The following is a 24,438-nucleotide window of genomic DNA, read 5'->3' on the forward strand; positions in this document are numbered from 1 at the left end:
ATAGTAGATTCATAGAAGTCTCACTCTCCCTCGCTTCGCGTTCTGCGGGCGGCGCTTTTAACCCAAAAACTCTCCCGAAACATCATGACATATAAAAATCATACCCTGCCCCGTAAGGGCTTCACCCTCATCGAGTTGCTGACCGTTATCGCGATTATCGGTATTCTGGCAGCTATCATCATCCCGACCGTCGGTAGCGTGCAGCGTCGTGCTGCCCAGACCAAGTCGTCCAGCAACATGCGCCAGATCGCCATGGGCTACAGCAATTTCTCCAACGCCGGCAGCCGTACCAAGACCATCACCGACGCTGCCTGGACTGCTGGTGGCCGTACCGCCTCCAGCGTCAAGGAATGGGCGCAGGTTCTGGCCAACAACGTCGAGCTGACGGACGCCTCCCTGTGGTTCATCGACTCGGACGAAGGCTTCTCCAATGCCACGACCACCATTCCCCGTTCCATCGGCACCGGCACTGGTTCCGACTTCACGGTCAACACCGACTGGCAGGCGCTTGACGAAGATGCCATCGGTTACGTCGTGGTGGTCAACATGAGCGCCAACGCCCCGACCTCCACCACCCCGCTGCTCTGGACCAAGGGTCTCGACACCGCCGGCGAATGGCAGCCCGCATCCCCTTGGCAGGGCACCGGTGGTCACATCGCCTTCATGGACGGCCACGTCGAATGGTTCGACAACTTGACCGACGACGAAAACAAGCTGACTCCCGGCTCCAACTCCAGCGCCGGAGATTCGACTTCCAATATCCAGGAAGCCATCCGGACCACCACCACCACAGCCATCCTGCCTGCTGATGGCGGCGTGACCGGCAGCTAATCGGCCAAAAACAAGATTTCCTTCAAGAGGCCCGGCGTTTTGCCGGGCCTCTTTTTTTTTCGCGGCATTGACGAATCCGTTTAAATACGGGAAACTCTGCGGATCGTTATTCCTAATACAGATGTCAGCCAGCACTTATATTATCGGCCACAAGAACCCCGACGCGGACGCGATCTGCTCCGCTATCGCCTATGCGGCCTTTAAGGAAGCGACCGGTGAAAGCGGTTATGTCGCCGCCCGCTGCGGCAACAGCAACGCCCGCATCGACTCGATCCTGTCGAAGTTCAACGTCCCCCTGCCCATGTACGTCGGGGACGTTATCCCGCGCGTGGAGGACATCATGCGCCGCGACATCCGCAAGACCCATGTGGACGCGACCTGCGCCGAGGCGCTTGACCTGATCGACCGCTACGACATCCGCGCGCTCCCCGTCGTCGATGACAACGAGCATGTCGTCGGCGTGGTTTCGATCTTCGACCTGGGCGAGTTTTTCATCCCCAAGCCGGCCGAGCCGCGCAAGATGCGCCACGTCCACACCAGCATCGACAACATCGTCAAGGCGCTCCAGGCCGACGTCATCAACATGGTCGAACCCGAGCGCGTGGAGGACCTCTTTGTCCGGATCGCGGCCATGGACCTGCGCTCCTTTGGCAAGTTCACCAAGACCGAGGACATCTGCCCCGAGCAGAGCATCATCATCGTGGGCGACCGCTACGACATCCAGCAGCGCTCGATCCAGAGCGGCGTGCGCCTGCTCGTCGTCACCGGCGGACTGGAGATCGACGACGATGTCGTGCAGATGGCGAAGGAGAAAAACATCGGCCTCATCGTCAGCCGCTTCGACTCGGCCACGACCTCGTGGATCATCCGCACCGCGACCGAGCTGGGGCCGCTCGTTGACAGCAAGAACATCACCACTTTCGACCGCGAGGAAAAGCTCAGCGTGGTCCGCCGCCGCATCGCCCAGAACAACTCCCCCATCTACTGCGTGGTGGACGACTCGGGCCGTCTGGAAGGCGTTTTCACCAAGACCGATCTGCTCAAGCCCGTCAACACCCGGCTCGTGCTGGTGGACCACAACGAGCTGGGCCAGGCCGTCAACGGCGCGGGCGAGGTCAACATCGTCGAGATCGTGGACCACCACCGCCTCGGCAATCCGCCCACCGCGCAGCCGATCCTGTTCCGCAACGAGATCATCGGCTCGACCTGCAGCATCATCGCCGAGCTTTACCGCAGTCGCGGGATCGACCCCACCCCGCAGATCGCCGGGGTGCTCATGGGCGGGATCATTTCCGACACGCTCAACCTCCAGAGCCCGACCACGACCGAGCGCGACGCAAACCTCCTGCCCTGGCTCTCGAAGATCGCCGGGGTCGAGACCGACGCGCTGGCCACGCTGATTTTCACCGCCGGGTCCATCGTGGTCAGTGAATCGCCGGAAAAGGTCATCACCTCCGACTGCAAGCAGTACGAGCAGGGTGAGATCCGCTACTCCGTCTCGCAGGTCGAGGAGCTGGGCTTTAACAATTTCTGGAAAAAGTCCGCCGACATCCAGCAGGCGCTTTCCGACTACCAGACGCAGGAGGGGCTTTCCTTCTCGTGCCTGCTGGTCACGGACATCAACACCCAGAACTCGCTCCTGCTGGTCGAGGGCGACGAAGCCTGCATCGAGCAGATATCCTTCTCACCCGTGGGCAGCTCGCATCACATCTTCGAACTGCCGGGCATCGTCAGCCGCAAGAAACAGGTCATCCCCTACTTCTCGAACCTGCTCAGCGGCATGGGCGTCGCCGCCGGTGGTTGAGGGTTCGCGCTGACGGACGGTTTTTTGTTTCTTTTTAACCGCAAAGACGCGGAGGCGCAAAGCGCTGTCGCTGTTTCTCCGCGCCACCTGCGTTGGGCTGAGCGTGCTTGAAATAACACGCCATCTTTGCCGGTCTCGTTTAGGAAATAAAATAACCAGCAGCGGTGGCCTTGGGCAAACGCCTCCTGCAATGACATACAGCGATCGACAAACTGCCGTCATCCAGCGACAGCGCTTTGCGCCTCCGCGTCTTTGCGGTTAAAAAAGAAACAGATTCCCCCGCAGCGTCTCGCGCACCTTCTCCCAGAGAAAAACTGCCGCGCACTTGAAAAGGAAGGCTAACGGCGCGAGGTTCTTTCCACTCGCTCCCGCAGGCCGTGGGCGTATATATTTCCCTTATGGAACTCGACCGCAAGATTCTCGACCATCTTTCCCGCGAGGACTACGTCCCGCTAAATCAGCAGGATCTGGTAAAAGCGCTCGATCTGAGCAAACGCGAAAACAAGCAGTTCCGCCGCACCCTGCACAAGCTGCTTGATCAGGGCCTCATCGCCAAGGTCAAGGGCGACCGCTTCGTCCAGCCCAAGGACGCCGACCTGGTCAGCGGGACGATCAAGTTCCGCCAGAGCGGACGAGCCCTCCTCCTGCCTGATCCACAACCGGGCAAGCCGCCCCGCGAGCCGCTCACTATTCTGGCCGAAGACACCGGCGTGGCCCTGCATGAGGACAAGGTGCTCGTCCGCCTCAGCGACGAGAACAAGCGCCGCCGCAGCCGTGATCGCCGCAACCGCCCCCGCGAGGGCGAGACACTGGCCCGCGTCATTCGCGTGCTCCAGCGCGCCCACCCGACGCTCACTGGCACGCTCAAGCAGTCCCGCATGTACCACCACGTCGTGCCGGACGATCCGCGCATCATTCACGACATCCTCGTCCCTCCGCCTGAAAAGGCCGAGGTCTTCCCCAAGCCCAAGGAGGGCGACAAGGTCGTCGTGCGCCTGCTGGAGTGGAAGATGCGCCACCTCAATCCCGAGGGCGTCATCACCGAAGTCCTCGGTCGCACCCACGAGCCCGCCGCCGAGTTCAAGGCCATCCTCCACAAGTACAAGCTGGAGACAACTTTCCCCGACGCCGTGCTCAACGAAGTGGCCGACGTCCCCGATACCGTCCGCAAAAAGGACATCAAGGGCCGGCTCGATTGCCGCAAAAAATTCACCCTCACCATCGACCCGGACGACGCCAAGGACTTCGACGACGCGCTCTCGCTGGAGGATACCGGCAAGGGCGGCTGCCGCATCGGCGTGCACATCGCAGACGTCGCCTCCTACGTGCGTCCCGGCTCCGCGCTGGACAAGGAGGGCAAGCGCCGCGGCAACTCGACCTACCTCGTCGGCTGTGTCATCCCGATGCTCCCGCAGGCGCTCTCCAACGGCATCTGCTCACTGGTCGAGGATCAGGACCGGCTGACCAAAACCGTCTTCCTCGACTTCGACCGCAACGGCAAGCACACCGGCACCACCTTTGCCAACACCGTCATCCGCAGCGCCAAGCGCCTGACCTACCGGCAGGCCTACGCCTTTCTCAAAAAAGACGACATCGACGAGATCCGCGGCACCCCGCTGCCGCCCGCGCACCAGACCGGCTCCACCGGCCGGGCTCTGACCGAGCTGGACGACGCCGAGATGCGCAAGATCCAGCAAACCATCCGGCGCTTCTGGGACATCGCCTCCAGGATGCGCAACGCCCGCATGACCAAGGGCAGCCTCGACCTCGACATGCCGGAGGTGAAAATCTTCGTCGATGAAAACGGCTACGCCGACCGCATCGAGAGCATTGAAAATGACGAGAGTCACCAGCTCATCGAGGAGTTTATGCTCGCGGCCAACGAGGCCGTGGCCAAGGCGTTTTTCGAGGCAGGGATCCCGTTTATCTCGCGCGTCCACGACGAGCCCGACCCCGACAAGCTCTACGAACTGCGCGAGCACATGATGACGGTCGGCATCGCTGTGGGCGACCTCACCAACCGCGCCGAGGTCACACGCCTGCTCAAGAAAATCAATGAGCACTCGCAGAGCTATCCGCTAAAAATCCAGTTCCTGCGCAGCCTCAAGCAGGCCTGCTACCGCGCCCAGACCGACGGACACTACGGGCTCTACAAGACCTTTTACGGGCACTTCACCTCGCCCATCCGCCGCTACTCCGACCTCGTGCAGCACCGGACCTTTGACTACTACCTGGCCAAGCACGGACTCGATACAGCTCCGGCCCGCGTCGCGCTCAAGTACACCAAGGCAGACCTGGACGGGCTCTCCGAGCACCTCACCCTGACCGAGCAGAACTCGACCGAGGCCGAGCGCGAATCGGTCAAGATCAAGTTGCTGGAGTTCTTCGAGCGCGAGGTCGAAAAGAAGGACAAGACCGTCTTCGAGGCCATCGTGACCGATGTCAAAAACCACGGCATGTTCATCGAACTGACCGAGTCGCTCGCCTTCGGCATGGTGCACATATCCACCCTGCGTGACGACCTCTACACGCTCACCGACGACGGCTCCGCCCTCCAGGGCCGCCGACGCCGCAAGAAGTATTCGGTCGGCCAATACATTAAGGTAGCCGTCGAGCGCGTGGACCGTTTCAAACGGCAGATCGACTTCCACCTCGTCGAGGAGGACCCGAAGCTCGGCTTCGAGCCCGCGCAGAAAGTCGCGCCTCCCTCCAAAAGCAAGCCCAAGGAGAACAAGCCCAAGGAAAAGCAGAAGGACAAAAAGCAACGCCGCAACAAACGTAACCGATGAAACACTACGACTACCAGAAGCACCTGCACCGTCTTTGGGAAAAAGCGGTCAAGCAATACGAATCCGGCCAGCGCGGCTCGGGCACCTATTTCGAGACCGAGGAGGAGATGTGGCTGCGCGCCAACGGCATCACCCCGCAGGAGATTTACGACTTCGCCGAGGACTACGTCAGCTCGGGCGAGCCAGACTTCCCCACCTTTGCCATGATATGCGACGTGCGCCGGAACTACTTTCTGGAAAAACTCCACGGCCAGCAAAGCGACAACAAAGTCCGCATGGATTCCTACACCCCCAAGGACGCGGAAGTCGAGGGCATCCGCTGGCTCCCCCGCATCATCGAAAAGGCCAAAGCCAAACTCCACGGCGAGCTCGACGACGACACCATGTACTGCTGCGGAGGTGACCGCGCCTTTCTCAAGGAGCACGACATCCATCCGGCGGAATTCCTGCGCGTCGTCGCTGAACACGAGCACGACGACCGCGCTATCATCAACTGGGTCAAACAGCGTAGCGCCAAAGCCAGAGCGGACGCCCAGGGATAGAGAGCATGTTCGTTTAACAGGAAGGCCGGAAAGAACGAGAAGGAAGACCGGAGGCGCATATCCCGGCACTTCCTGACCTTCCCGGTAAAAAAACAGCCGATCCGGAAATCGTCCCGATCCTATCATAGCCACCAACGGGCACGCTCAGCGCCCCGCCCGCATCGACTCGAAAACCGCCAGGTACTGGTGGGCGACAGCCTCTGCTGTGTGCCGGGAGAGATGCTCGGGCGCGTTGGCCAGCAGGGCCTGGCGGCGGGCGGCGTTGCCAAGCAAGTCGCATAACTGCTGGCGCAGCGGCCCGGCATTGTTGTTGGGGAAAGTGACCCCGCACGGCCCGACAGCATCCGGCAGCCCACCCCCGGCGGAGACCACCGGAACGCAGCCGCAGGCCAGCCCTTCCAGCGCGACGATCCCGAAGGGCTCATTCCAGCGCGAGGGTACGGCGAGGAGCTTGTGCCGGTTAAGTAGAGTGACCAGTTCAGGGCCGGACTTCGCGCCGGTAAAAACGATGTCGCGCCCCTTCGCCCGCGCCTCCAGCGCGACACGGTCGGGACCGTCGCCGATGATGGTGCAGGAGACGGGAGCCCCGCCCGGTTGCTCCAGCCCGTCGAGCGCGTCAATAAGCAGGTCCGCCCCCTTGTCCGAAACCAGACGCCCGAGAAACACCACGTCACGGTCCTTCGGCACGGAGGTGTCGCGGCGGAAAAGCTCGTCGCGGTACGGGTTGCCGATGATGACCGGCTCGCCCGGCAGGGCCTCGGCAATGGCGCGACTGATGGCCACATTGCGCACGCGGGACGAGGCCAGCTTTTTCAAAACATCCTGCCAGCCCGTGCGCCCGTCGGGCCGCATGAGCCAGGTCTGGTGGGTGATGACAGTCGGCGTGCCCTTGAGCAACGCCGGGCCGAGAGTTTTCAGGCTGATATTGTTTTGCCAGAAAATCTCGCACCACCCCAGCAGCGAACGCAGTTCGCCCCCGCCGGGCTGGCGGTGGATGGCATACGGGGCCGCGTCGGGTTGGCCGGAAGGGGTTTGCGTGACCACCTGCACCTCGTGCCCGAGCTTCACAAACGCCTCCGCCAGCATGGCGGAAACCGATTCGATCCCGCCCACGCTGGGGTGAAAAACATGGGAGCCGACGAGGATTCGCATTGCGGTTAAATTGCCTCATGCGCCAGACTGGGAGTCAACGCCGCAATTGACCGCGCGCGTATTTCCAACCCGAGTTGTACGGGCAACGAACTATCCACCCGGCAGCAACCTCCAACCCCTGTTCTCCCCTATGGCCCTCGCAACTGTCAATCCCGCCACCGGCGAACTTTTACGCGAATACCCCGAAATGGAGTTGCCCGAAATCCTCTCCATCCTCGACAAGGCGCAGGAGGACTTTGAGCAGTGGCGGGAGCGCCCGGTCGCCCGCCGGGCCGGGATGTTCGCCCGCGTGGCCGAGATCCTGCGCGTGGAGAAGGAAGCCTTCGCCGCCATCATGACAAAGGAGATGGGCAAGCCCGTCGCCGAGGCCGTCTCGGAGGTGGAGAAATGCGCTTGGGTCTGCGAGTACTACGCCAAACATGGAGCGGATTTCCTCGCCGACCAGCCCATCGAGACCGAGGCGACGGAGAGCTTCGTCACCTTCCAGCCGCTGGGAATCATCCTCGCCGTGATGCCGTGGAATTTCCCGTTCTGGCAGGTCTTCCGCGCCGCCGTGCCCGCCCTCATCGCGGGCAACGTCGTCGTCCTCAAGCACGCCTCCAACGTCCCCGAGTGCGCCCTGACCATCGAGGCGATTTTCCACCGCGCCGGGTTCCCGCTCAACATTTTCCGCACGCTGATGCTGACCTCGACCCATGCCGCCGTGGCCGTGGCTCATCCCTTCGTGCACGGCGTCACCCTGACCGGCAGCGAGGAGGCGGGCCGCAAGATCGCCGCCCAGGCCGGCACCCAGCTCAAAAAGACCGTGCTCGAACTCGGCGGCTCCGACGCCTACCTCGTGCTGGCCGACGCCGACATCGATCACGCCGCCCAGTGCTGCGTCGCCTCGCGCATGATTAACGGCGGCCAAAGCTGCATCGCGGCCAAGCGCTTCATCGTGGTCGAGGGCGTGCGCGAGGAATTTGAAAAAGCCGTCGTCGCCGCCATGCGCGGGTACGCGATGGGCGACCCCGCGAGCAAGGACACCCGGCTCGGCCCGATGGCCCGCGAGGACTTGCGCGACGAGCTTCACGGGCAGGTTAGCCGTTGCCTGGCCGAGGGGGCGCGGCTCCTGCTCGGGGGCGAGATCCCGCAAAAAACGGGCGCCTGGTACCCGGCCACCGTGCTGACCGACGTGAAGCCCGGCATGCCCGCCTACTCCGACGAGTTGTTCGGGCCGGTCGCGGCCATTATCCCGGTCAGGGACGAGGCCGAGGCCATCAAGGTCGCCAACGACACGCGCTTCGGCCTGGGCGGGGCGGTCTTTACGCACAACGTGGAAAGAGCCCGCAAGCTCGCCCGCGAGGAACTCCAGAGCGGCACAGTCGCGGTCAACGACTTCGTGCGCAGCGACCCGCGCCTGCCCTTCGGCGGCATCCGCATGAGCGGCTACGGCCGCGAACTGGCGGACTTCGGCATCCGCGAGTTTGTAAATATCAAGACTGTGGTTATCAAGTAAGGCTTAACCGGGAACCCATCATGGACGAAAACTTCCAGCAGCACTACTCCGAGGACGGCCTCTGGGACAAGCTCCGCAAGTACGCCCGCCAGATCGGGCGCGAGGTGCTTGAGAAAGCGCTCGTGCTCTACTACACCGGTATCGACGAAAAAACGCCCAAGTGGGCCAAGACCGTCTTGTTTACCGCGCTCGGATACCTTATCCTTCCTCTCGATACGATTCCCGACATCACGCCCGGCGTGGGCTTCGCCGACGACGCGGCGGCACTCCTGGCCGCAGCGGCCAGCGTTGCCAGTTGCATTTCCGAAAAACACCGCACCCTGGCCAAAGAAAAACTTAAAACCTGGTTCAAACACTCCGACTAAACTCTTCCGTTTTCCGACATGGCAGATCCGACTCCGCGCAAACGCACGACCCGCACCACCGCCACCCGCCCGGCCAAAGCCAAGAAGGGCAAGTACCCCTACTTCAACCGCGAACTGAGCTGGCTCGCCTTCAACCGGCGGGTGCTCGACCTGGCCGCCTCCCCCACCCAGCCCTTGCTGGAGCGGTTAAAGTTCCTCTCCATCGTCAGCTCGAACCTGGACGAGTTTTTCGAGATCCGCGTGGCCGGGCTCGTCCAGCAGGTCGATAGCGGCGTGATCGAAGTCGGGCTCGACGGCCTCGGCCCCAAGGAGCAGCTCCGGCGCATTCACAGCATCACGGGCAGCCTCGTCTCCGACCAGTACGCCTGCTGGCACAACCAGCTCGTGCCCGAGATGAAAAAGGAGGGCATTGTATTCAAAACCCGTGACGAGCTGACCGTGGGCGAAAAGCGCTGGCTGCGCAAATACTTCGAGCAGGAGGTGTACCCGGTGCTCACACCGATGGCCATCGACCCGGCCCACCCCTTCCCGCAACTGGTCAACAAGTCGCTCAACCTGCTCGTCAGCCTGAAGGAGCCCAACGCCCGCCGCCAGCCGGCCAAGATGGCCATCATCCCGGTGCCGCGCATCCTGCCGCGCGTGGTCCGGATCGACCCGGCGGAAAAGGGACCGCAGACCTACATTTTCCTCAGCGATGTTATCAAGCTCTACTACGACCAGCTCTTTCCCGGCTTCAAGGTGCAGGGCGCGTGGGCCTTTCGCATCACCCGCAACAGCGATCTCTACATCGATGAAGAAGAAGTCGAGAACCTGCTCAAACAAATCGAGGAGGAACTGCACAAGCTGCGCAAGGGAGACCCCGTGCGCCTGGAGATCGAGCACGAGGTGGACGACGACATGCTCCACCACCTGACCAAGGCCATCGACCTGCCCTCGGAGTTCGTGGTCCGGATCGACGGACCGATCAACCTGCTGCGCCTGATGAGCGTTTACGGCATGATCGAGCGCCCCGACCTCAAGGACGCCCCCTTCCAGCCGAACACGCCTGCCGAACTGGCCGTGCCCGCCAAGCTTTTCCAAAACATCCGGCAGGAGGACTTCCTGCTGCACCACCCCTACGACTCGTTCAACCCGGTGGTGGACTTCCTGCGCGAGGCCGGGCGCGACCCGCAGGTTTTCGCCATCAAGCAGACCCTCTACCGTACCAGTGGCGACTCGCCCATCATCGAGGCGCTCAAGCAAGCCTCCGAAAACGGCAAACAGGTCACCGCGCTGGTCGAGCTAAAGGCGCGCTTCGACGAGGCCAACAACATCCAGTGGGCCCGCGAACTGGAGGAGGTCGGCGTACACGTCGTCTATGGGCTGGTCGGCCTGAAAACCCACTGCAAGTGCTGCCTGGTCGTGCGCCGCGAGGCCGACGGCCTGCGCCGCTACGTCCACCTGGGCACCGGCAATTACAACCCCAAAACCGCCCGTCTCTACACGGACCTGAGCCTGTTCACCGCGCGCGAGGAGATCACCTCCGAGGTGGCCGACCTCTTTAACACGCTGACCGGTTTCTCCCGCTCCCCGCATTTCAAGAACCTGATGGTCGCCCCCTTTAACCTGCACTCGCGCATGCAGGCCCTGATCAAGCGCGAGGCCCGCAACGCCAAGGCCGGCAAGCCCGCCCGCATCGTCGCCAAGACCAACAGCCTGATCGAAAAGGAAACCATCGACAACCTGTATGCCGCCTCCCAGGCCGGGGTAAAAATAGAGCTGATCGTGCGCGGCATCTGCGGCCTCGTTCCCGGTGTCAAGGGCCTGAGCGACAACATCACCGTGCGCAGCATCCTCGGCCGTTACCTGGAGCACAGCCGCATCTACTACTTCGAGAACGCCGGGGGCTCGCCCGAGGTTTACCTCGGCAGCGCCGACTGGATGCCCCGCAATTTCTTCCGCCGCATCGAGTGCGTCTTCCCCGTGGCCGACCCCGAACTCAAACAGGAGATCACGGACAAAATCCTGCCCGCCTTCCTCAAGGACACCACCGCCACTTTCCTCCAGCCCAACGGCGCCTACCGCCCGTCCCCCTCCGCCAAGACCGAGCCGGTCTTTTCCGCACAGAGCATTTTCATGCAGGAGGCCGACGACCAGCGCCACCGCAATGAAACCATCCTCCGCGAGAACGACCAGAACCAACTCGACTAGGTGCGTCGCCGCACACGACAATAAGGGGGCTTGCGCCCCCTACGGAGGTGTCGTGACCGCACTGGACATTGAAGGAGCCCAAGCTGGACCAGCTAATCGCCCCACCGGAGCCAGAAAGGCTCCTACCCCGGGGAGGTTTATTGGACACTCTTGCCTTTGGGCAGCTTGAAGAAGAATCCAAGGATGCCGGCGTTGAGGCTCGCATCGCGCACGCGGGTGGTTGAGATGACCTCGCCTTCGTAGGAGTTCTCGATCAGAAAGGGAATCGAAAATCCGTCCACCGTACGGTAATCCTCAAAACGCGTCACCAGCGGAGGCAACCCTTCGCTGGGGCGGAAATCACGTCTCACTTCAAGCGCGGAAACTGAATCCAGATAAATATCCATCAGTTCCTCGCCACGGGTGCTCGTCAGACGGATATGGTAAAGCGGGCGCGAATGTCCGGGCAATTCCACCTTTCCTTTGTAATCCGCCGAGAAACCTCTGGAGGAAGCGCTCAGCAGCGGTCCCTCGAACCAGGCCTCCTGCCGCAGCATTTGCGCCATGAAACCGGTGGCTTTCTCCGCCGGGCGATCAGCTTCGTCCGGCGACCAGAAATAGCCGTCCGAGCCGTCGAAAATGACGACGAAGTTTCGCTCCTTGTAGGCGATTTCGTAGCGCAGCAGGTTGGGAGATTTCTTGAACAGCGTAAAGCTGTAGCTCGTTCCCTGCTGGTCGGTGTCTCCCTGTAACCGCAGGGAATCCGCGCCATAGAGCTTTGTGACGTCGGCCTGTGCACGCCGGTGCATGCGCAGGATCGAGTTAAGGTCGGTTTCCTGCGCGCTGGTTAACAGGGGGAAAAACGGCAGCAGCGCAACAACTAGCAAGCTGGGGGTATATCGGGTATGCATGAAACAGGCATCATGTTAACCGCAGATGTCCTCAAGGCCAAGAGCGTTTTCAACTTATACGGTTTAAAATTTAGGCTTCTCTCACCAGCGGCTCCGGCCTAGTTTATGCTGCACATGGCCCACATGCGACACTTCCGCCTTGCTGCGTACATGCCCCTGTTGGCGAGCCTGCTTGTTTTGCTGACATGCGCCGACACGGCTTTCGCGTTCCGTAATCTCTCACGCCAGAGCCTGGACCCGCTCCCGAGCTGGAACAACAACGCCACCAAGGAGCAAATCCTCGCCTTCATCAAAAACGCGGACAATCCGACCAATCCCGGCTTCATCCCCCAGCAGGACCGAATCGCCACGCTCGACCTGGATGGCACCCTGATGGTCGAAAAGCCGCAGTTCGCCCAGCTCGCGCTCGCGCTGGAGAAACTGCGTAAACAGGCCAAGGCCAAGCCCGGCCTCCGGGATAAGGAACCCTGGAAAGCCGCCGTGAACAACGACGAAACCTACATCCGGGAAAACACCACCGAGATCCTCCTCAAAGCCGTCGAGGGCATGAGCCTGGATGAGTACCGGAAGGCCAGCGCCGACTTTCTGAAGAACGAGCACCACCCCCGCTTCGGGGTGCCATATCAGGACACGGTTTACAAGCCGATGATGGAGCTGATCGACACCTTGCGCGAACACGGCTTCATGGTCTATCTGGTCTCAAGCACGCAGAGCGAGTTCATCCGCGCCCTCCAGTCCCAAAAGCTCCGCAACATTTACCCCCACGAAATCATCGGCAGCCGCGTCGCGGTGGAGTTCGAGGCCGAAGGGCCGCAGTTCATCCAGGGGTCGTTTTTCCGTGAGCCCGATAACTGGCTCACCGGCAAGGCCGAGAACATCCGCGAGCATCTCGGCAAGGGGCCTGTCTTTGTCGTCGGCAACTCCATGGCCGACTACGAAATGCTATCCTACGCCGTCCACAGCCCCTTCAAGAGCCTTTGCCTCATCATCAACCACGACGACGAGGCTCGCGAATATGCCTATGCCGACCAGGACATCCTCGCCATGGCCAAGAAGCGCGGCTGGACCGTCGTCAGCATTAAAAACGACTGGAGCACCATCCTCGGCGAATAAGCGATAAAAACACCGGGGCCGCTTTACTCTGTGCGCACAGAGGATTAAGTTTCTCTCTCATGAACACCGTCAATCCCGAACGTACTGCCCACACCGAGCACCCCGTCATGGAGGTTATCAAGGAGCGCTACAGCCCTTATATCTTCAGCGGCGACCCTGTTGAAAAGGACAAGCTCTTGTCCTGTCTGGAGGCCGCCCGCTGGGCCGCTTCGGGATTCAACGAGCAGCCCTGGCGCTACATCGTGGCTGATCGTGGTGACAGCGAAACCTGGAAAAAGGCGCTCTCCTGCCTCGTAGAGGCCAATCAGGCGTGGGCGAAAAACGCCGGAGTGCTCATCCTCGCCTGCGCGAAAAAGACCTTTACCTACAACGGTGCTCCCAACCCGACGTACCATCACGACCTCGGACTGGCCGGGGCGACGTTGACGCTTCAGGCGCAAGCCCTCGGGCTCCATGTACACATGATGGCCGGGATCGACGCCGACGCCATCAGCAAGCGCTACGAGGTACCCGAGGATTACGTCCCCCTCACCGCCATCGCCATCGGCTACGCCGACAAGCCTGAAAACGGAGACCCCGAACTGGCCAAACGGGATCAGGGCGCCCGCGAGCGCAAGCCCTTCAAGGAATGGGTCTTCGGCGTCACCTGGGGCAAGAGTTCAACTCTCATCTAGTGCGTGCCCGCACTGGACAATGAGGGGCTTGCGCCCCTACGCGTCCAGAAAGGCTGCTACCCCAATCGGTAGCTGGTCCAGTCGGTCCCTGCACTTTCGATGCCTACCGTACCGAGCACGCTACACGTCTTTACCGGCGGCAGGCTTTTGACTGCCGCTTTTTTTTTTGAAAATCGCGAGCGTTAGTCTTTTGAAGGTTTTTAAAGATTTACGGTGTCAGCCAAACATGCGAGTCTCGGGTACTATGTCTTGTTTGAAGTCTGGTACCCTTATCCTTCTAACGCTGGCCTCCGCAACGCTTGCTTCGCATGCGGATGTCAAAGTCCCCGCTATTTTCAGCGACCACATGGTCCTCCAGCGGGAACAGGCCAACCCCGTCTGGGGCCTGGCCGATCCGGGTGAAAAAGTCACCGTCACCATCGACACCCAGAGCAAAACCACCACCGCCGACGCCAACGGCAACTGGAAAGTCAAGATCGACCCGCTCGAAGTTGGTGGCCCCTACACCCTCACCGTCAAGGGCAACAATACCCTGACCTTTGACGATGTGCTCGTGGGCGAAGTCTGGATCTGCTCCGGCCAATCCAACATGCAGTGGTCGCTCATGAACACCAACTTCGGCCCGCTGGAAATCGCTTCGGCCAACTATCCGGAGATCCGCCTCATCACCGTCCCGATGAAGGGCACGCAAGAGCCGCAGTTCACCTTTGATGGCCAGTGGCAAGTTTGCTCTCCCCAGACTGTGCCGGAATTTTCCGCCGTCGGCTACCTCTTCGGCCAACGCCTCTACAACACGCTCGGCGTGCCCATCGGGCTGATTGACAACGCCTGGGGAGGCTCTTCCGTTGAAGGGTGGATTCCTCCCGAAAAATTCGACGTGGACGAGTACCACGCCAACTATCTCAAGGACTGGCAAGACCGCATGGCCAACTACACCGATGCCGACTACCAGCAGGAGCTGGACAAATGGCTGGCCGCCGCCGCCCAATGGAAAGCCAATGGCTCCCAGGGCCGCGCTCCCCGCAAGCCCGTCGATCCCCGCACCGACAAGCACCGCCCCGGCAACATCTACTACGGCGAGCTTCTGCCGACCGTCGGCTACGGCATCCGCGGCGTCATCTGGTATCAGGGCGAATCCAACGCCGGACGCGCCTACCGCTATCGCACCTCTTTCCCTCTCATGATCGAAACCTGGCGTGAACTCTGGGACCAGGGCGACTTCCCCTTCTACTGGGTGCAGCTCGCCGATTTCCGGGATGAGACAGACCAACCCGGCGACAGTAACTGGGCTGAGCTGCGCGAAGCCCAGACCATGACCCTCGACCTGCCCAACACCGGCCAGGCCGTCATCATCGATGTGGGCGAAGGCCGCGACATCCACCCGCGCAACAAGCAGGTCGTCGCCAACCGCCTCGCCATGCTCGCCCTGACCAACGATTACGGCTACGATTTCGCCGCCGAGAGCCCGGTCTATGAGTCTATGGAAGTCAAGGAAGACGGCAAGGTCCTGCTGACCTTCGACAATATCGACCAGGGACTCTACACCTTTGACGTGAACGAGCCCATCGGCTTCTCCATCGCCGGGGAGGACCAGCAGTTCGTCTGGGCCAAGGGCAAGCTCGTGGGCAAAAACCAGATTGAAGTCTGGAGCGACGAAGTCTCCGAGCCCGTCGCCGTCCGCTATGGCTGGGCCGACAACCCCGTGGTCAACGTGCAGGACCGCAACGGCCTCCCGCTGACGCCCTTCCGCACCGACGACTGGGTCATCACCACCCAGGATAAGTAGCACCCTCCGCGCACCACGCGCGTGACCTTTTCCAGAGCCGGGCCGCCCAACGCGCCCGGCTCTTTTTTTTGGGGGGGAAGAGATTAACCACAGAGTACACAGAGGGCACAGAGCGCTGGCGCTGTTTCTCAATGCCACATTGCTTGCCTGAGATTTCGTAAAATCTGGATTCTTTCCGTGGAAATGTCTGGAGAATAAAAAACCGAAAACAGTGCTACTGGAGATACGCCTGCGCCGAACGCGCACAGTGATCGCAAGCGTTTTCGTCAAACAGCGTCAGCGCTCTGTGCCCTCTGTGTACTCTGTGGTTAAAATCCCTCTTCCAACGCAGATGTGTTGCCCCCGCTCAGCGGTGGGCATCCATCACGCTAAGAGCGTAGAGGGCGGCAGTTTCGGCTCGTAAAACGTGACGCGCCAACGAAACCGGGCGGTAACCGGCTCCGCGCAACAGGCCGTATTCAGCCGGGGAAAAATCACCTTCCGGGCCGATGGCGATTTCCCACGGGGCAGACGCCGAAGCGCCCTGTAACGCCTCCACCAGCGGCACCGTCCCCTCTTCCAGTGAGGCGACCAGTTTCAGCCCGGCGGGCAGCCTCACGGCCTCGGACAGCGGGAGCGGTTCGAGAATTTCCGGCAGCCGCAGGTTGCCGGACTGCTTGCAGGCCTCAACCGCCACGGCCCGCCAGTGGTCGAGCTTGGACGCCGCCCGCCCGCCGTCGAGCTTGACCTCACAGTGCGCCGTCGCCACGGGCCGGATCTCGGTCACCCCGAGCTGAGTCGCCTGGCGAATGATCTCATCAAAAGCTTTCCCCTTGACTAGAGCGAGCACCAGGATCAGCCTGTGGCCCGGAGACTCAAGCGCTTCCCGTCCATGCACTTCCGCCACGGCGCGACGGTTTTCTACGACAGCAAGACTGGCCTGCCAGGCCTCACCGCGTCCGTCGAAAAGCGTGACCGGGTCTCCCCGGCGCGCCCGCAGCACCCGCACGAGGTGGTGGGCCTCGGTGGCAGGCAGTTCGACCGGGCCTGATTCAGGAGCCCCGTCCGGCAGGTAGACGCGAAATCCGCTCATGTTCACCGTTTTAAGAAGAGCCGCCCGCGAAGTCACGCGAAGAGTGCCTGGGTCCAAGAACAGCTAAGACCGGGGCTCTGCGCTCCGGACCCGCGGTGCGTGGCCGCGCTCGACTTTCGATGCTGCGCTTCGCTGTGCAGGGTAGCGGCCTTTTGGACGTGCAGGGGGCTTGCCCCCCTCATTGCCACCGGGTGTAACCCGGAAAAAAAAGAAACACCGCCCAGCCGGACGGTGCCTCTTTAACCTAAATGCAAACTACAAACTAGACTGAAACTATACGCTGCAACTTCAAATCTTGAGGGGTTGCAATAAGTAAGACGGGGGCCGGGCGGATTTCGTTCAAAAAAAACAAAGTTTTTCGAATAAAAACTTAAGCCACTGATAATCATCAAAATAAACCATTGGAAAGTGCTCCGGCGGCAGAACCGACACTACCTCCACTGAATTTTTTTACGGCGTCATCGACTTCCTGCAGGGTTTCCTCTGCCTGGAGGTAGAGCGCGTCATTGCCCAGGATGCGGCCCAGGGAGTTGCTGGGCGAGTTGAGCTTGATGGTGAAGGCCTCGATGTTGTCAAAGGAGGTGCGGACCTTGGCCCCGAGCTGATCGTCGTACACCATCGCGCCCAGGGCAGAGTTGGTGGACTGGAGTTGCTGGAGAAAGGCGTTGGCCCGGTCGGTGGCCTCGGTGAAGTTCTCGGCCACGGTGAGCAGGCGGTCGTAGGCCTCGTCGTCCTGAATCAGCTTGCCCAGCGCGCCGCGGGAGTTGGCCAGGTCGTCGCTGATCTGCTCCAGGTTGGTCAGCGTCTTGTTCAGGCGCTCGCGATTATCCGAGAGCATGTGATTGAGCGTGACGAAAAGCGAATCCTGCCCGTCCTCGCCCGCGAAGACGCTGAGCGACTCGTGCAACTGGCTGAACGCCTCGTCCATCTGTTCACCGAGTCGGCCGATCTCGGACACGACCTGAGCGAATCCCGGCGTCTCAAAGGTGCGAATGTCATCGCCGGAGGCCAAGAACTGCTCCGAATCCCCGTAGGTGATGCTGATGTAGTTCGTGCCAATGATCCCGGCGGTCTGGATGGTGGCCTCGGAATTGGCCGGGATGGGGAACTTCGCGCGCACGGCGAGCACGGCCACGGCCTTGCCGTCCACCAGGTCCGTCTCCAGCACGCTGCCGATGCGCACGCCCGACATGCGAACCTCGTCGGAGACTTTCAGCTCGCGCAGGTCCTTGAACGTCGCCACCACCCGGTAACCATCGTCGCTGCGGATATTCGGGTCCGTGAGGGTCAGGTACATCAGCGTCAGCAGCGCGACGCCAAAAAGGAAAAACAGCCCCACGCGGATGGATTGCGAGCTTTGGTTCATAATGTCAGTTTATAGGCGGTGGTGAGAGAAACTCAAGGTTGCAGGGCGGATGGCGCTCACAGCGGCACGGGAGAGCCACTAGCGGCCTGTCGGAAACGCGGCTTCTGGCAGTCGATGTTCGGCTGGAGAAACTCGCGCACGATGGGGTTGGTGGAGGCGCACAGGCCCTCGGGGGTGTCGATAGTGACGACGCGGCCCTTCTCCATCAGGGCGACGCGCTCACCAATGCTGGTGGCCAGGTCGCGGTCGTGGGAGACGACGATGCTGGTCACGTCGAACTCCTCCTTCAGCGTTCCGATGACCTCGGCGATATTGGCAGCCGAGAGCGGGTCCAGCTCCGAGGTCGGCTCATCATAGAGGAGCAGCCGGGGCTCGATCAGCAGCGAACGGGCGATGGCCACGCGCTTGCGCATCCCGCCGGACAGCTCCGCGGGGTACTTCTCGGCGCAACCTTTGAGGTTCAGGATTTGCAGGGTGTAGTGCACCTTGTCGTGCAGGGTCTTGCGATCGTAGAGGCGGTGTTCGCGCGGGTAAAAGGCGAGGTTGTCGTAAACCGACATCGAGTTGAAAAGCCCTCCGGCCTGGAAAACAATGGCCGTGTGCATACGCACGTGGGTCTGCTGGCGGAAGGCGGATTCGCCGTTGATGAGGATGTCGCCGCTGTCCACCCCCTCCAGGTTGACAATCGCCCGCATCAGTGTGCTTTTGCCCGCACCGCTGGGGCCCATGATGACAAAGATTTCGCCCGGATTGATGGTAAAATGCACGTCGTCGAGCACCACCTGCTCGCGGAAGCGCTTGTTCACGTGTTGGATGTCCACCCCGACGGCGCGGCGTTCGCTTGTATCGATCAGATCGTGTTTCTTGCGTCCCATTTCACATCAGCATGAGGGTTAACACGAAGTCCAGGCACAGGATGATAACCATTGAGGCCACGACCGCCGAGGTCACAGACATGCCGATCTCGCGCGGCCCGCCTTTGGTGCGCAGGCCGCTCGTACAGGCCACGAGAATCACCGCCACGCCAAAGACCATACCCTTGATCTGACCGTCGATAATGTCCTGAAAGCCGACCACATCCTTCAGGTTGGCCCAGTACATTTCCGTGCTCAGGTTAATGAAGGGCACCTTGGAGGCGGCCAGGGCCCCGCCGTACCAACCGACAAAGATCCCCATCCCCACCATGATCGGCATCATCAGGATGATCGCTACCAGGCGCGGCATGACCAGCAGGCGCTCCGGCGGGATATTCATCGTGCGCAGGGCGTCCACCTCGTGATAAACTTTCATGGAGGCGATTTCCGCCGTGGTGGACGAGCCCACGCGCCCGGCCAGCAGCAGCGCCGTAATCAGCGGGGCCAGCTCCCGGGACATACCCTGCCCCGAGATCGAGCCCTGATAGACATTCATCCCAGGGATGTCCTGCAGGCTGTACCCGGTCTGGAGCGCAAGCACTGCTCCGAGGAAGAAGGTCATGATAAGCACCATCGGCATCGTGCGGTAGCCAATGTGGTAGCAGTGGAAAATCACCCGGTCGAACTGCCGGGGCACCGTCGGCAGGTAGTAGATCGAACGCAGGAACACGAGAATGCACTCGCCAATATAGTCCAGAAAGTCGCGGATCGCCTGCATACCTTAAAAAACGCGCGGGCCGCGGGCGGCCTTTTCGGGTAAAAATGTCATGCGTGAGAGTGTGTTCCGGGCGGGGCGTAAAATCGGGGACGAGCATGAGACATCGGGCCGGGCGAAGGCAAGCGGCGAATGACGCCCCCGGTGGTCGCTTTGCGACACTGCCCAGCACGTTGCGACACCGGCCCGGGCCGGGCTCAGTCGATGGTGAACCACAGAAACCGGAAGGCGACATTCTCGTCCTTGCGTTCAACACCGAGCAGGCCGCCGAGCAGCTCGAACTTCGCCCGGCCCGGGCCGACATCGTGCTCCAGCAGTGGGCCGACCGTGAAGCGTGTGCTCTCCTCGGTTTTTGTCTCGTGGATAAAGTCCCAGAACCAGCCCTGCTCGGTCACGCCGGTCGCAGCATCGCTCTCCAGCCGAAAAAGCGTAAACAGGGGCGCGTAGAGCTTTTTCACCGGCTCACTGTTGGGGAAAAAGACCGCGAATGGGCTGAAAAACTGCGCCTGGGTCTTGCCGTGGCCGTCGTGGTACTCGGTGTAGAAGGGCCACAGGTGGACGAGTCGGGAGGGCGCGGCCTCGGGCTCGGTCAGGCTCCAGACGCTTTTATCCCAGTACAGGATGTAGAGGAACTGCCTGCGCTCAAAGGCGTACTTCCCGTCCTGCCCCTCCGAGTAAGAAACCAGCGGCCACATGTACCAGGAGTCGCGGCGCTCGCTGGAGCGTTCGTCCATATAAAAGGGCAGCCAGCGCTCGGTGGTCTGGTCTTCGCCGTAGCCCTGCATCCACAGCGGCCAGAAGTAGCGCGTCTCGCGGTAGCCGGTGTCATATTCCTCACGCCAGCCGCCGAAGGGCCAGCCGATGGAAACATCCTCGACCGTGGCGGATCGCTCGATGGCATAGAAGGGTAAAAAGCCCTCGCGCACGCGGGGCACAGGATCGCTCAGGCCATCCACCGAACGGTAAATGAAGGGCCAGAAATAGTACTGGTGATCGTAAAGCCCCTCGGCCGAGAAGTGCCCGCCCAGCGGCCAGAAGGCCCCACCCTCGGCGGCCGGTCCCTCCTGCCACTGTACGAAGGGCCAGGGTGCGGCGTAGCGCTCGGCCTCGGGGCGGTGGGAGTTGGCGTAGAAGGGGAAGAGCACGAAGGACACATCACCGAAAAGCAGGCTGTTGTTAATCGTGCCGTAGAGCGGAAAGACCGCGAAGGCGTCCTCGTCGGGGTTGACCTTGTCACGGTCGCGGAAGACCAGCGGAAAGACGGAAAAAGTCGTCTCCTCGACTTCGCCGCCCCGGCGCTCCTCCGTGCCGGAAATGAACCCGAAGAGCCGCCAGGTCGTCTGGCGCGGGGTGTCGTGCCAGAGAAAAACCGGCGGCAGGACGTAGGAGTCCACCGTCTCGGTCTCCGTGTCGGTGAACTTGACACTGAAGGGTCGGAACGCCTCCCAGAGCTTGGCCCCGCTCTGCTGGCTCTCGAAAATCGGTCCCAGCATCTGCACGCGGCGGCTCTCCCCTTCTCCGACGGTTTCCCGCCACAGCGGAGAGAGGTCTTCGACCACCGTGTCGGCGGCGAGCGCCCCGGCAGCCCCGGCCAATGCAAGGACCGAGATCCCCCGGCGACACGCGTTGTGTATCTTTAAAAACAAGCCCCTACCGTCTCTGAAACATCAGCCCCGAAGGCGAGGTTATTCTTGGGCGGCCAACCGGACCGGAAGAGTTGCCCGCGAAGGCAGGACAGAGTCCTGCACCTGTGATACTTCGCATCACTGATGGCTTTGCTAAGGCAAAGCCATGAATGCGGTGTGGGGTCACGCAGCCTCCGCGAAATCCGTGTCATCCGTGGTTCCTTCTTCTGCCTCCCCCTGTGCCTTCTCTGCGTCTTTGCGTCTCCGCGGTTGAAAAATTAAAACTGGCCTGACACCCCAAAAGGGAGAAAACATGGCACTGGCTTTTATCCCCCTTCGCGTGTCTTCGCGGGTCTTCGCGGGTAAATCCATCTTTGAGCGTGGCATTTTTTCGCCGGGAGCGCTCGAGTTATCGAAGAGCGGGATTGAATCCGGCGCAGCGAGCGTATTTTCTACTCGGGACATGCGTATCACTGGCGGACAGGCACGGGGCATCCCCCTCAAAACTCCCAAACAGGGCGAAATCCGCCCCGCCACGGATTACTTGCGCCAGGCGGTATTTTCGTCGCTCGCGGCGACAGTCCCCGGCACACGCGTGCTCGACCTGTTTGCGGGCAGCGGAGCCTACGGGCTGGAAGCCCTCAGCCGGGGAGCCGCCAGCGCTGTCTTTGTGGAAAAGGACCGGGGCTGCCTGGCCTGCCTGAAAACCAACCTCGCCGCCACCGCCAAATCCCTGCGCATCAGCGAGGACGTGGCCCAAATCGACGGGCGGGATGTCCTGCGCTGGCCCCCGACGGCTGGCTTCGACCTGATTTTCGCCGACCCGCCCTACGCCCTCTGGAACGACCAGACTGCCGTCATGGCCACGTTGCTGGGGCAGTTGGCCGGACTTTGCCCCGCTGCCTGCTTTGTGCTGGAAGCCCCCGGCAACGAAGAGCCTCGCCCCGGCCCCGGCTTCTGCCTGCGCAAGCGCATCGGCAAAGGTGCCACCCAGCCTGCCGCCTGGATTTTCGGGCACGGGGAGTAATCGCGCCCCCTTCTCCCCGGCTTTCACCGATAAAAAAAGATTTAACAGGAAGGCCGAGAAGAGCGGGAATACCGGCTCGAAGTTGCTTTGAGGGTTATGCGAGAGGGTGTTTTTTTGAAAAAATACCCTCTCGCCCTCTGCCCAGAAAACGCTTGAGACGGAACTTCTGTTCCTTTGCAAGAACGGCAACCTTCAACCCCGGATAGAAGCGGTATAACTAGAGATGTTCGCTTTAATCTGTCGCCAGCGTGTGCCATCAAATTATATCTCATCAATTTGGTGCCCCGGCTGCTCCGGCTCTGCGATGGGACACACCTCCCGGCCACGACCTTCCCGGCCTTCCTGTTAAAAAGAGATCAGAGCCGCCCTCAGTCCTCGACCAGATATGGCTGGTCGAGCGCCCCCAGTGCGGCCAGCGCGAGCGTGGCCCCGGCGATGACCGCCGCCTCCGTGCGCAGCACGCGTTCGCCGAGGTGGACCAGTTCAAAGTCCGCCGCCCGCAGTAGTGAGCGCTCGGCTTCCGACCATCCGCGCTCGGCCCCGATCGCCAAGGCCAGCGTTAGCCGTCCCTGACCTGGTGCCCGCAGTTCCGCCGGGCTGATTGCGGCCAGCGGCGAGCTCGCCTCGTAAATATCCAACGCGTAGCGCATCCGCCCCGAAGCCTCCAGTTGACCGACGCACTGCTCCAGACTGTCGGCATGCGTCACCTCGGGGATAACGGTGCTGAATGCCTGCGCGGCTCCTTCCTGGAGTCGCTGCTGCCACTCGTCACTGTGCCACAGGCGGCTCTCGGCGTAGGAGCGCTCGCCCTTTTCCGCCTGAAAAAAGTGAATCGCCCGTACCCCGAGCGAAGCGGCATCATGCAGGACGCGCCGTGCCGTCTGTGGCCGGGGCAAGCCGACCACTAGCTCCAGGGGCTGGGCAACGGGGGCCGATGGCTCCCACTCGACATTCAGCCAGAGCCCCTTCGCGCCCTCATCGGCCAGGATGGTGGCCCGTCCGCGCGGGCCATTGGGCAGGCCGACGTAGAAGCGATCCCCCGCTCCCATCCGCAGGACATCGCGCACATGGCGCGTCCGCGGGTCGCCGCCGGGCAGGCGGGCGGATTCCTCACACGAGTGCAGCAGGATCAGGTTCAAAAGTTTTTCTCCCACTTGCGCAGGCCGGGCACCTCCAGCACGATACGCGAGAGATTGACGTCTCCATCGGCCAGGGCCTTGCCGTCGCGGGTAAAGAAGCGGAAGGGAATCTGCATGGTGATCCCCGGTTCGACCCGCTGCGTCCACTCGCAGGTGTAGCCGTCCTCAAGCCGGATGGTGATCGACGGCCAGGCCTGCGTGTTGTGATTGGTGATAAAAAAGATGCGTCCGCTGCGGGCGATGGTCGCGTCAATCACCGGTTCGGCGGTTGCTCCCAGTTCCTCGACCACGGCCAGCTTTTTAATCATAGCCTCACGGGAAACGAGCACTTTCGGGGGTTGCTGGCTCTCATCCACAACCGGCTCCGGCATAAAATAATAAACGAGTCCGGCGACCACCACCACTAGCAATCCCAACTGGAGTCCGCGCCCGAGCCAGGATTTGGGCAGGCGAAAATCCGCCCGCTCCTGTGGCGTCATGACCGGAGAAGGTTCGAGCGGTATCCAGGGCGGGTTTTTCACCTCGGCCTGGGAGGCGTGCAACACCAGGATCTCTTTGTCGGCGTTGGCCGCCGTGTAGTCAGCCGCCTTGCTCAGGGTGACAGGGGCCTCGCTGTTCTGCCCGTCCACGCTCAGCCACCAGGAGTCCTCGATGGTCTCCTCCAGCATCCACAGGCGTAATTCCCTCTCTGTCATGAAAAATCAACGGTTCGCCCCGCCCGGCTTGTGCGCGGGATCAAACGTTCCCCTCAGTCAACACGAGTGAACCCCGCTCTTTCAATCCCAAAAAAGGCCGTTAAGTCCGCGCCTTGCAGCGACATCTACGCCGACTTCGTCGGGCCTTCGCCAGCGCAGGATCCCGACTTGCCGTCGGCGATTTTCCCCGGCGAAATTGGTGCGGGCGGACGGAATCGAACCGACATTTTTATTCCGGGCTGCCATCAAAA

20 protein-coding genes are annotated in these 24,438 nt (G+C 61.6%); 11 read left to right on the forward strand and 9 right to left on the reverse strand.

Annotated elements, in window-relative coordinates; translation table 11 throughout:
- Nucleotides 1–84: 84 nt before the first annotated feature.
- The 4 genes from H5P28_RS19930 (at nucleotide 85) to H5P28_RS16130 (ending at nucleotide 5,966) form a co-directional block, all read left to right on the forward strand.
- Nucleotides 85–831, forward strand: coding sequence for a type II secretion system protein (locus H5P28_RS19930; RefSeq protein ID WP_281398252.1), 747 nt, complete (start codon nucleotides 85–87; stop codon nucleotides 829–831).
- 121 nt (nucleotides 832–952) lie between these two features.
- Complete coding sequence (locus H5P28_RS16120) at nucleotides 953–2,635, forward strand: putative manganese-dependent inorganic diphosphatase (RefSeq protein WP_185676724.1); 1,683 nt, start codon at nucleotides 953–955, stop codon at nucleotides 2,633–2,635.
- A gap of 398 nt (nucleotides 2,636–3,033) precedes the next feature.
- Nucleotides 3,034–5,424, forward strand: a complete 2,391-nt coding sequence (locus H5P28_RS16125; RefSeq protein WP_185676725.1) for a ribonuclease R family protein — start codon at nucleotides 3,034–3,036, stop codon at nucleotides 5,422–5,424.
- The gene (locus H5P28_RS16130; RefSeq protein WP_185676726.1) at nucleotides 5,421–5,966 is read left to right on the forward strand and encodes a DUF5069 domain-containing protein; all 546 of its coding nucleotides are present in this window, start codon (nucleotides 5,421–5,423) and stop codon (nucleotides 5,964–5,966) included. Before H5P28_RS16125 ends, H5P28_RS16130 begins: the two co-directional genes overlap by 4 nt.
- Nucleotides 5,967–6,110: 144 nt before the next feature.
- Here H5P28_RS16130 and H5P28_RS16135 read toward each other — a convergent pair whose 3' ends face one another.
- The gene (locus tag H5P28_RS16135; RefSeq protein ID WP_185676727.1) at nucleotides 6,111–7,118 is read right to left on the reverse strand and encodes a glycosyltransferase family 4 protein; all 1,008 of its coding nucleotides are present in this window, start codon (nucleotides 7,116–7,118) and stop codon (nucleotides 6,111–6,113) included.
- 130 nt (nucleotides 7,119–7,248) lie between these two features.
- Between H5P28_RS16135 and H5P28_RS16140 the strand changes: the two genes are divergently transcribed.
- The 3 genes from H5P28_RS16140 to ppk1 are packed head-to-tail and all read left to right on the forward strand — an operon-like array spanning nucleotide 7,249 to nucleotide 11,171.
- Nucleotides 7,249–8,616, forward strand: coding sequence for an NAD-dependent succinate-semialdehyde dehydrogenase (locus H5P28_RS16140; protein WP_185676728.1), 1,368 nt, complete (start codon nucleotides 7,249–7,251; stop codon nucleotides 8,614–8,616).
- A gap of 20 nt (nucleotides 8,617–8,636) precedes the next feature.
- The gene (locus H5P28_RS16145) at nucleotides 8,637–8,981 is read left to right on the forward strand and encodes a YkvA family protein (protein WP_185676729.1); all 345 of its coding nucleotides are present in this window, start codon (nucleotides 8,637–8,639) and stop codon (nucleotides 8,979–8,981) included.
- 18 nt (nucleotides 8,982–8,999) lie between these two features.
- Nucleotides 9,000–11,171 carry a polyphosphate kinase 1 gene (ppk1, locus tag H5P28_RS16150; protein WP_185676730.1) on the forward strand — a complete coding sequence of 724 codons (2,172 nt, stop codon included), beginning with the start codon at nucleotides 9,000–9,002 and terminating at the stop codon, nucleotides 11,169–11,171.
- Between the two features lie 137 nt (nucleotides 11,172–11,308).
- Here ppk1 and H5P28_RS16155 read toward each other — a convergent pair whose 3' ends face one another.
- Entirely contained in the window at nucleotides 11,309–12,061 is a 753-nt protein-coding gene (locus H5P28_RS16155) for a hypothetical protein (protein WP_185676731.1), read from the reverse strand.
- A gap of 123 nt (nucleotides 12,062–12,184) precedes the next feature.
- Between H5P28_RS16155 and H5P28_RS16160 the strand changes: the two genes are divergently transcribed.
- The 3 genes from H5P28_RS16160 to H5P28_RS16170 all read left to right on the forward strand — a co-directional run bounded on the left by H5P28_RS16160 (nucleotide 12,185) and on the right by H5P28_RS16170 (nucleotide 15,634).
- Entirely contained in the window at nucleotides 12,185–13,174 is a 990-nt protein-coding gene (locus tag H5P28_RS16160; RefSeq protein WP_185676732.1) for an HAD family hydrolase, read from the forward strand.
- Nucleotides 13,175–13,233: 59 nt separating this feature from the next.
- Entirely contained in the window at nucleotides 13,234–13,848 is a 615-nt protein-coding gene (locus H5P28_RS16165; protein WP_185676733.1) for a nitroreductase family protein, read from the forward strand.
- 244 nt (nucleotides 13,849–14,092) lie between these two features.
- Nucleotides 14,093–15,634, forward strand: a complete 1,542-nt coding sequence (locus H5P28_RS16170; RefSeq protein WP_185676734.1) for a sialate O-acetylesterase — start codon at nucleotides 14,093–14,095, stop codon at nucleotides 15,632–15,634.
- 346 nt (nucleotides 15,635–15,980) lie between these two features.
- Here the strand turns inward: H5P28_RS16170 and H5P28_RS16175 are convergent, their stop codons facing one another.
- From H5P28_RS16175 to H5P28_RS16195, 5 genes are all read right to left on the reverse strand, one after another.
- On the reverse strand, nucleotides 15,981–16,706 hold the full coding sequence (locus H5P28_RS16175) for an RsmE family RNA methyltransferase (RefSeq protein WP_185676735.1): 726 nt from the start codon (nucleotides 16,704–16,706) through the stop codon (nucleotides 15,981–15,983).
- A 388-nt stretch (nucleotides 16,707–17,094) separates the two neighbouring features.
- On the reverse strand, nucleotides 17,095–18,072 hold the full coding sequence (locus H5P28_RS16180; protein WP_185676736.1) for an MlaD family protein: 978 nt from the start codon (nucleotides 18,070–18,072) through the stop codon (nucleotides 17,095–17,097).
- A gap of 56 nt (nucleotides 18,073–18,128) precedes the next feature.
- On the reverse strand, nucleotides 18,129–18,947 hold the full coding sequence (locus H5P28_RS16185; RefSeq protein ID WP_185676737.1) for an ABC transporter ATP-binding protein: 819 nt from the start codon (nucleotides 18,945–18,947) through the stop codon (nucleotides 18,129–18,131).
- Between the two features lies 1 nt (nucleotide 18,948).
- A complete protein-coding gene (locus H5P28_RS16190; protein ID WP_185676738.1) occupies nucleotides 18,949–19,704 on the reverse strand; it encodes an MlaE family ABC transporter permease in 756 nt (251 codons plus the stop codon).
- Between the two features lie 194 nt (nucleotides 19,705–19,898).
- Nucleotides 19,899–21,347 carry a hypothetical protein gene (locus H5P28_RS16195; RefSeq protein ID WP_185676739.1) on the reverse strand — a complete coding sequence of 483 codons (1,449 nt, stop codon included), beginning with the start codon at nucleotides 21,345–21,347 and terminating at the stop codon, nucleotides 19,899–19,901.
- Between the two features lie 442 nt (nucleotides 21,348–21,789).
- On the opposite strand from H5P28_RS16195, the gene H5P28_RS16200 reads away from it, so the two are divergent.
- Nucleotides 21,790–22,353: an RsmD family RNA methyltransferase gene (locus tag H5P28_RS16200; RefSeq protein WP_185676740.1), complete on the forward strand. Its 564-nt coding sequence runs from the start codon at nucleotides 21,790–21,792 to the stop codon at nucleotides 22,351–22,353.
- 368 nt (nucleotides 22,354–22,721) lie between these two features.
- Here the strand turns inward: H5P28_RS16200 and H5P28_RS16205 are convergent, their stop codons facing one another.
- Complete coding sequence (locus H5P28_RS16205) at nucleotides 22,722–23,492, reverse strand: 16S rRNA (uracil(1498)-N(3))-methyltransferase (protein ID WP_185676741.1); 771 nt, start codon at nucleotides 23,490–23,492, stop codon at nucleotides 22,722–22,724.
- A complete protein-coding gene (locus H5P28_RS16210) occupies nucleotides 23,489–24,187 on the reverse strand; it encodes a hypothetical protein (protein WP_185676742.1) in 699 nt (232 codons plus the stop codon). Before H5P28_RS16210 ends, H5P28_RS16205 begins: the two co-directional genes overlap by 4 nt.
- Between the last annotated feature and the right edge of the window lie 251 nt (nucleotides 24,188–24,438).

This window comes from Ruficoccus amylovorans (assembly GCF_014230085.1).
Lineage (GTDB): Bacteria > Verrucomicrobiota > Verrucomicrobiia > Opitutales > Cerasicoccaceae > Ruficoccus > Ruficoccus amylovorans.

Excerpts from the sequence above, each read along its gene's own strand:
- H5P28_RS16140 (WP_185676728.1), top strand. The coding sequence starts at position 7,249 with ATGGCCCTCGCAACTGTCAATCCCGCCACCGGCGAACTTTTACGCGAA.
- ppk1 (WP_185676730.1), top strand. The coding sequence starts at position 9,000 with ATGGCAGATCCGACTCCGCGCAAACGCACGACCCGCACCACCGCCACC.
- H5P28_RS19930 (WP_281398252.1), top strand. The coding sequence starts at position 85 with ATGACATATAAAAATCATACCCTGCCCCGTAAGGGCTTCACCCTCATC.
- H5P28_RS16155 (WP_185676731.1), bottom strand. The coding sequence starts at position 12,061 with ATGCATACCCGATATACCCCCAGCTTGCTAGTTGTTGCGCTGCTGCCG.
- H5P28_RS16175 (WP_185676735.1), bottom strand. The coding sequence starts at position 16,706 with ATGAGCGGATTTCGCGTCTACCTGCCGGACGGGGCTCCTGAATCAGGC.
- H5P28_RS16210 (WP_185676742.1), bottom strand. The coding sequence starts at position 24,187 with ATGACAGAGAGGGAATTACGCCTGTGGATGCTGGAGGAGACCATCGAG.
- H5P28_RS16165 (WP_185676733.1), top strand. The coding sequence starts at position 13,234 with ATGAACACCGTCAATCCCGAACGTACTGCCCACACCGAGCACCCCGTC.
- H5P28_RS16120 (WP_185676724.1), top strand. The coding sequence starts at position 953 with ATGTCAGCCAGCACTTATATTATCGGCCACAAGAACCCCGACGCGGAC.
- H5P28_RS16190 (WP_185676738.1), bottom strand. The coding sequence starts at position 19,704 with ATGCAGGCGATCCGCGACTTTCTGGACTATATTGGCGAGTGCATTCTC.
- H5P28_RS16185 (WP_185676737.1), bottom strand. The coding sequence starts at position 18,947 with ATGGGACGCAAGAAACACGATCTGATCGATACAAGCGAACGCCGCGCC.
- H5P28_RS16130 (WP_185676726.1), top strand. The coding sequence starts at position 5,421 with ATGAAACACTACGACTACCAGAAGCACCTGCACCGTCTTTGGGAAAAA.
- H5P28_RS16170 (WP_185676734.1), top strand. The coding sequence starts at position 14,093 with ATGTCTTGTTTGAAGTCTGGTACCCTTATCCTTCTAACGCTGGCCTCC.
- H5P28_RS16125 (WP_185676725.1), top strand. The coding sequence starts at position 3,034 with ATGGAACTCGACCGCAAGATTCTCGACCATCTTTCCCGCGAGGACTAC.
- H5P28_RS16145 (WP_185676729.1), top strand. The coding sequence starts at position 8,637 with ATGGACGAAAACTTCCAGCAGCACTACTCCGAGGACGGCCTCTGGGAC.
- H5P28_RS16160 (WP_185676732.1), top strand. The coding sequence starts at position 12,185 with ATGCGACACTTCCGCCTTGCTGCGTACATGCCCCTGTTGGCGAGCCTG.
- H5P28_RS16135 (WP_185676727.1), bottom strand. The coding sequence starts at position 7,118 with ATGCGAATCCTCGTCGGCTCCCATGTTTTTCACCCCAGCGTGGGCGGG.
- H5P28_RS16180 (WP_185676736.1), bottom strand. The coding sequence starts at position 18,072 with ATGAACCAAAGCTCGCAATCCATCCGCGTGGGGCTGTTTTTCCTTTTT.
- H5P28_RS16200 (WP_185676740.1), top strand. The coding sequence starts at position 21,790 with ATGCGTATCACTGGCGGACAGGCACGGGGCATCCCCCTCAAAACTCCC.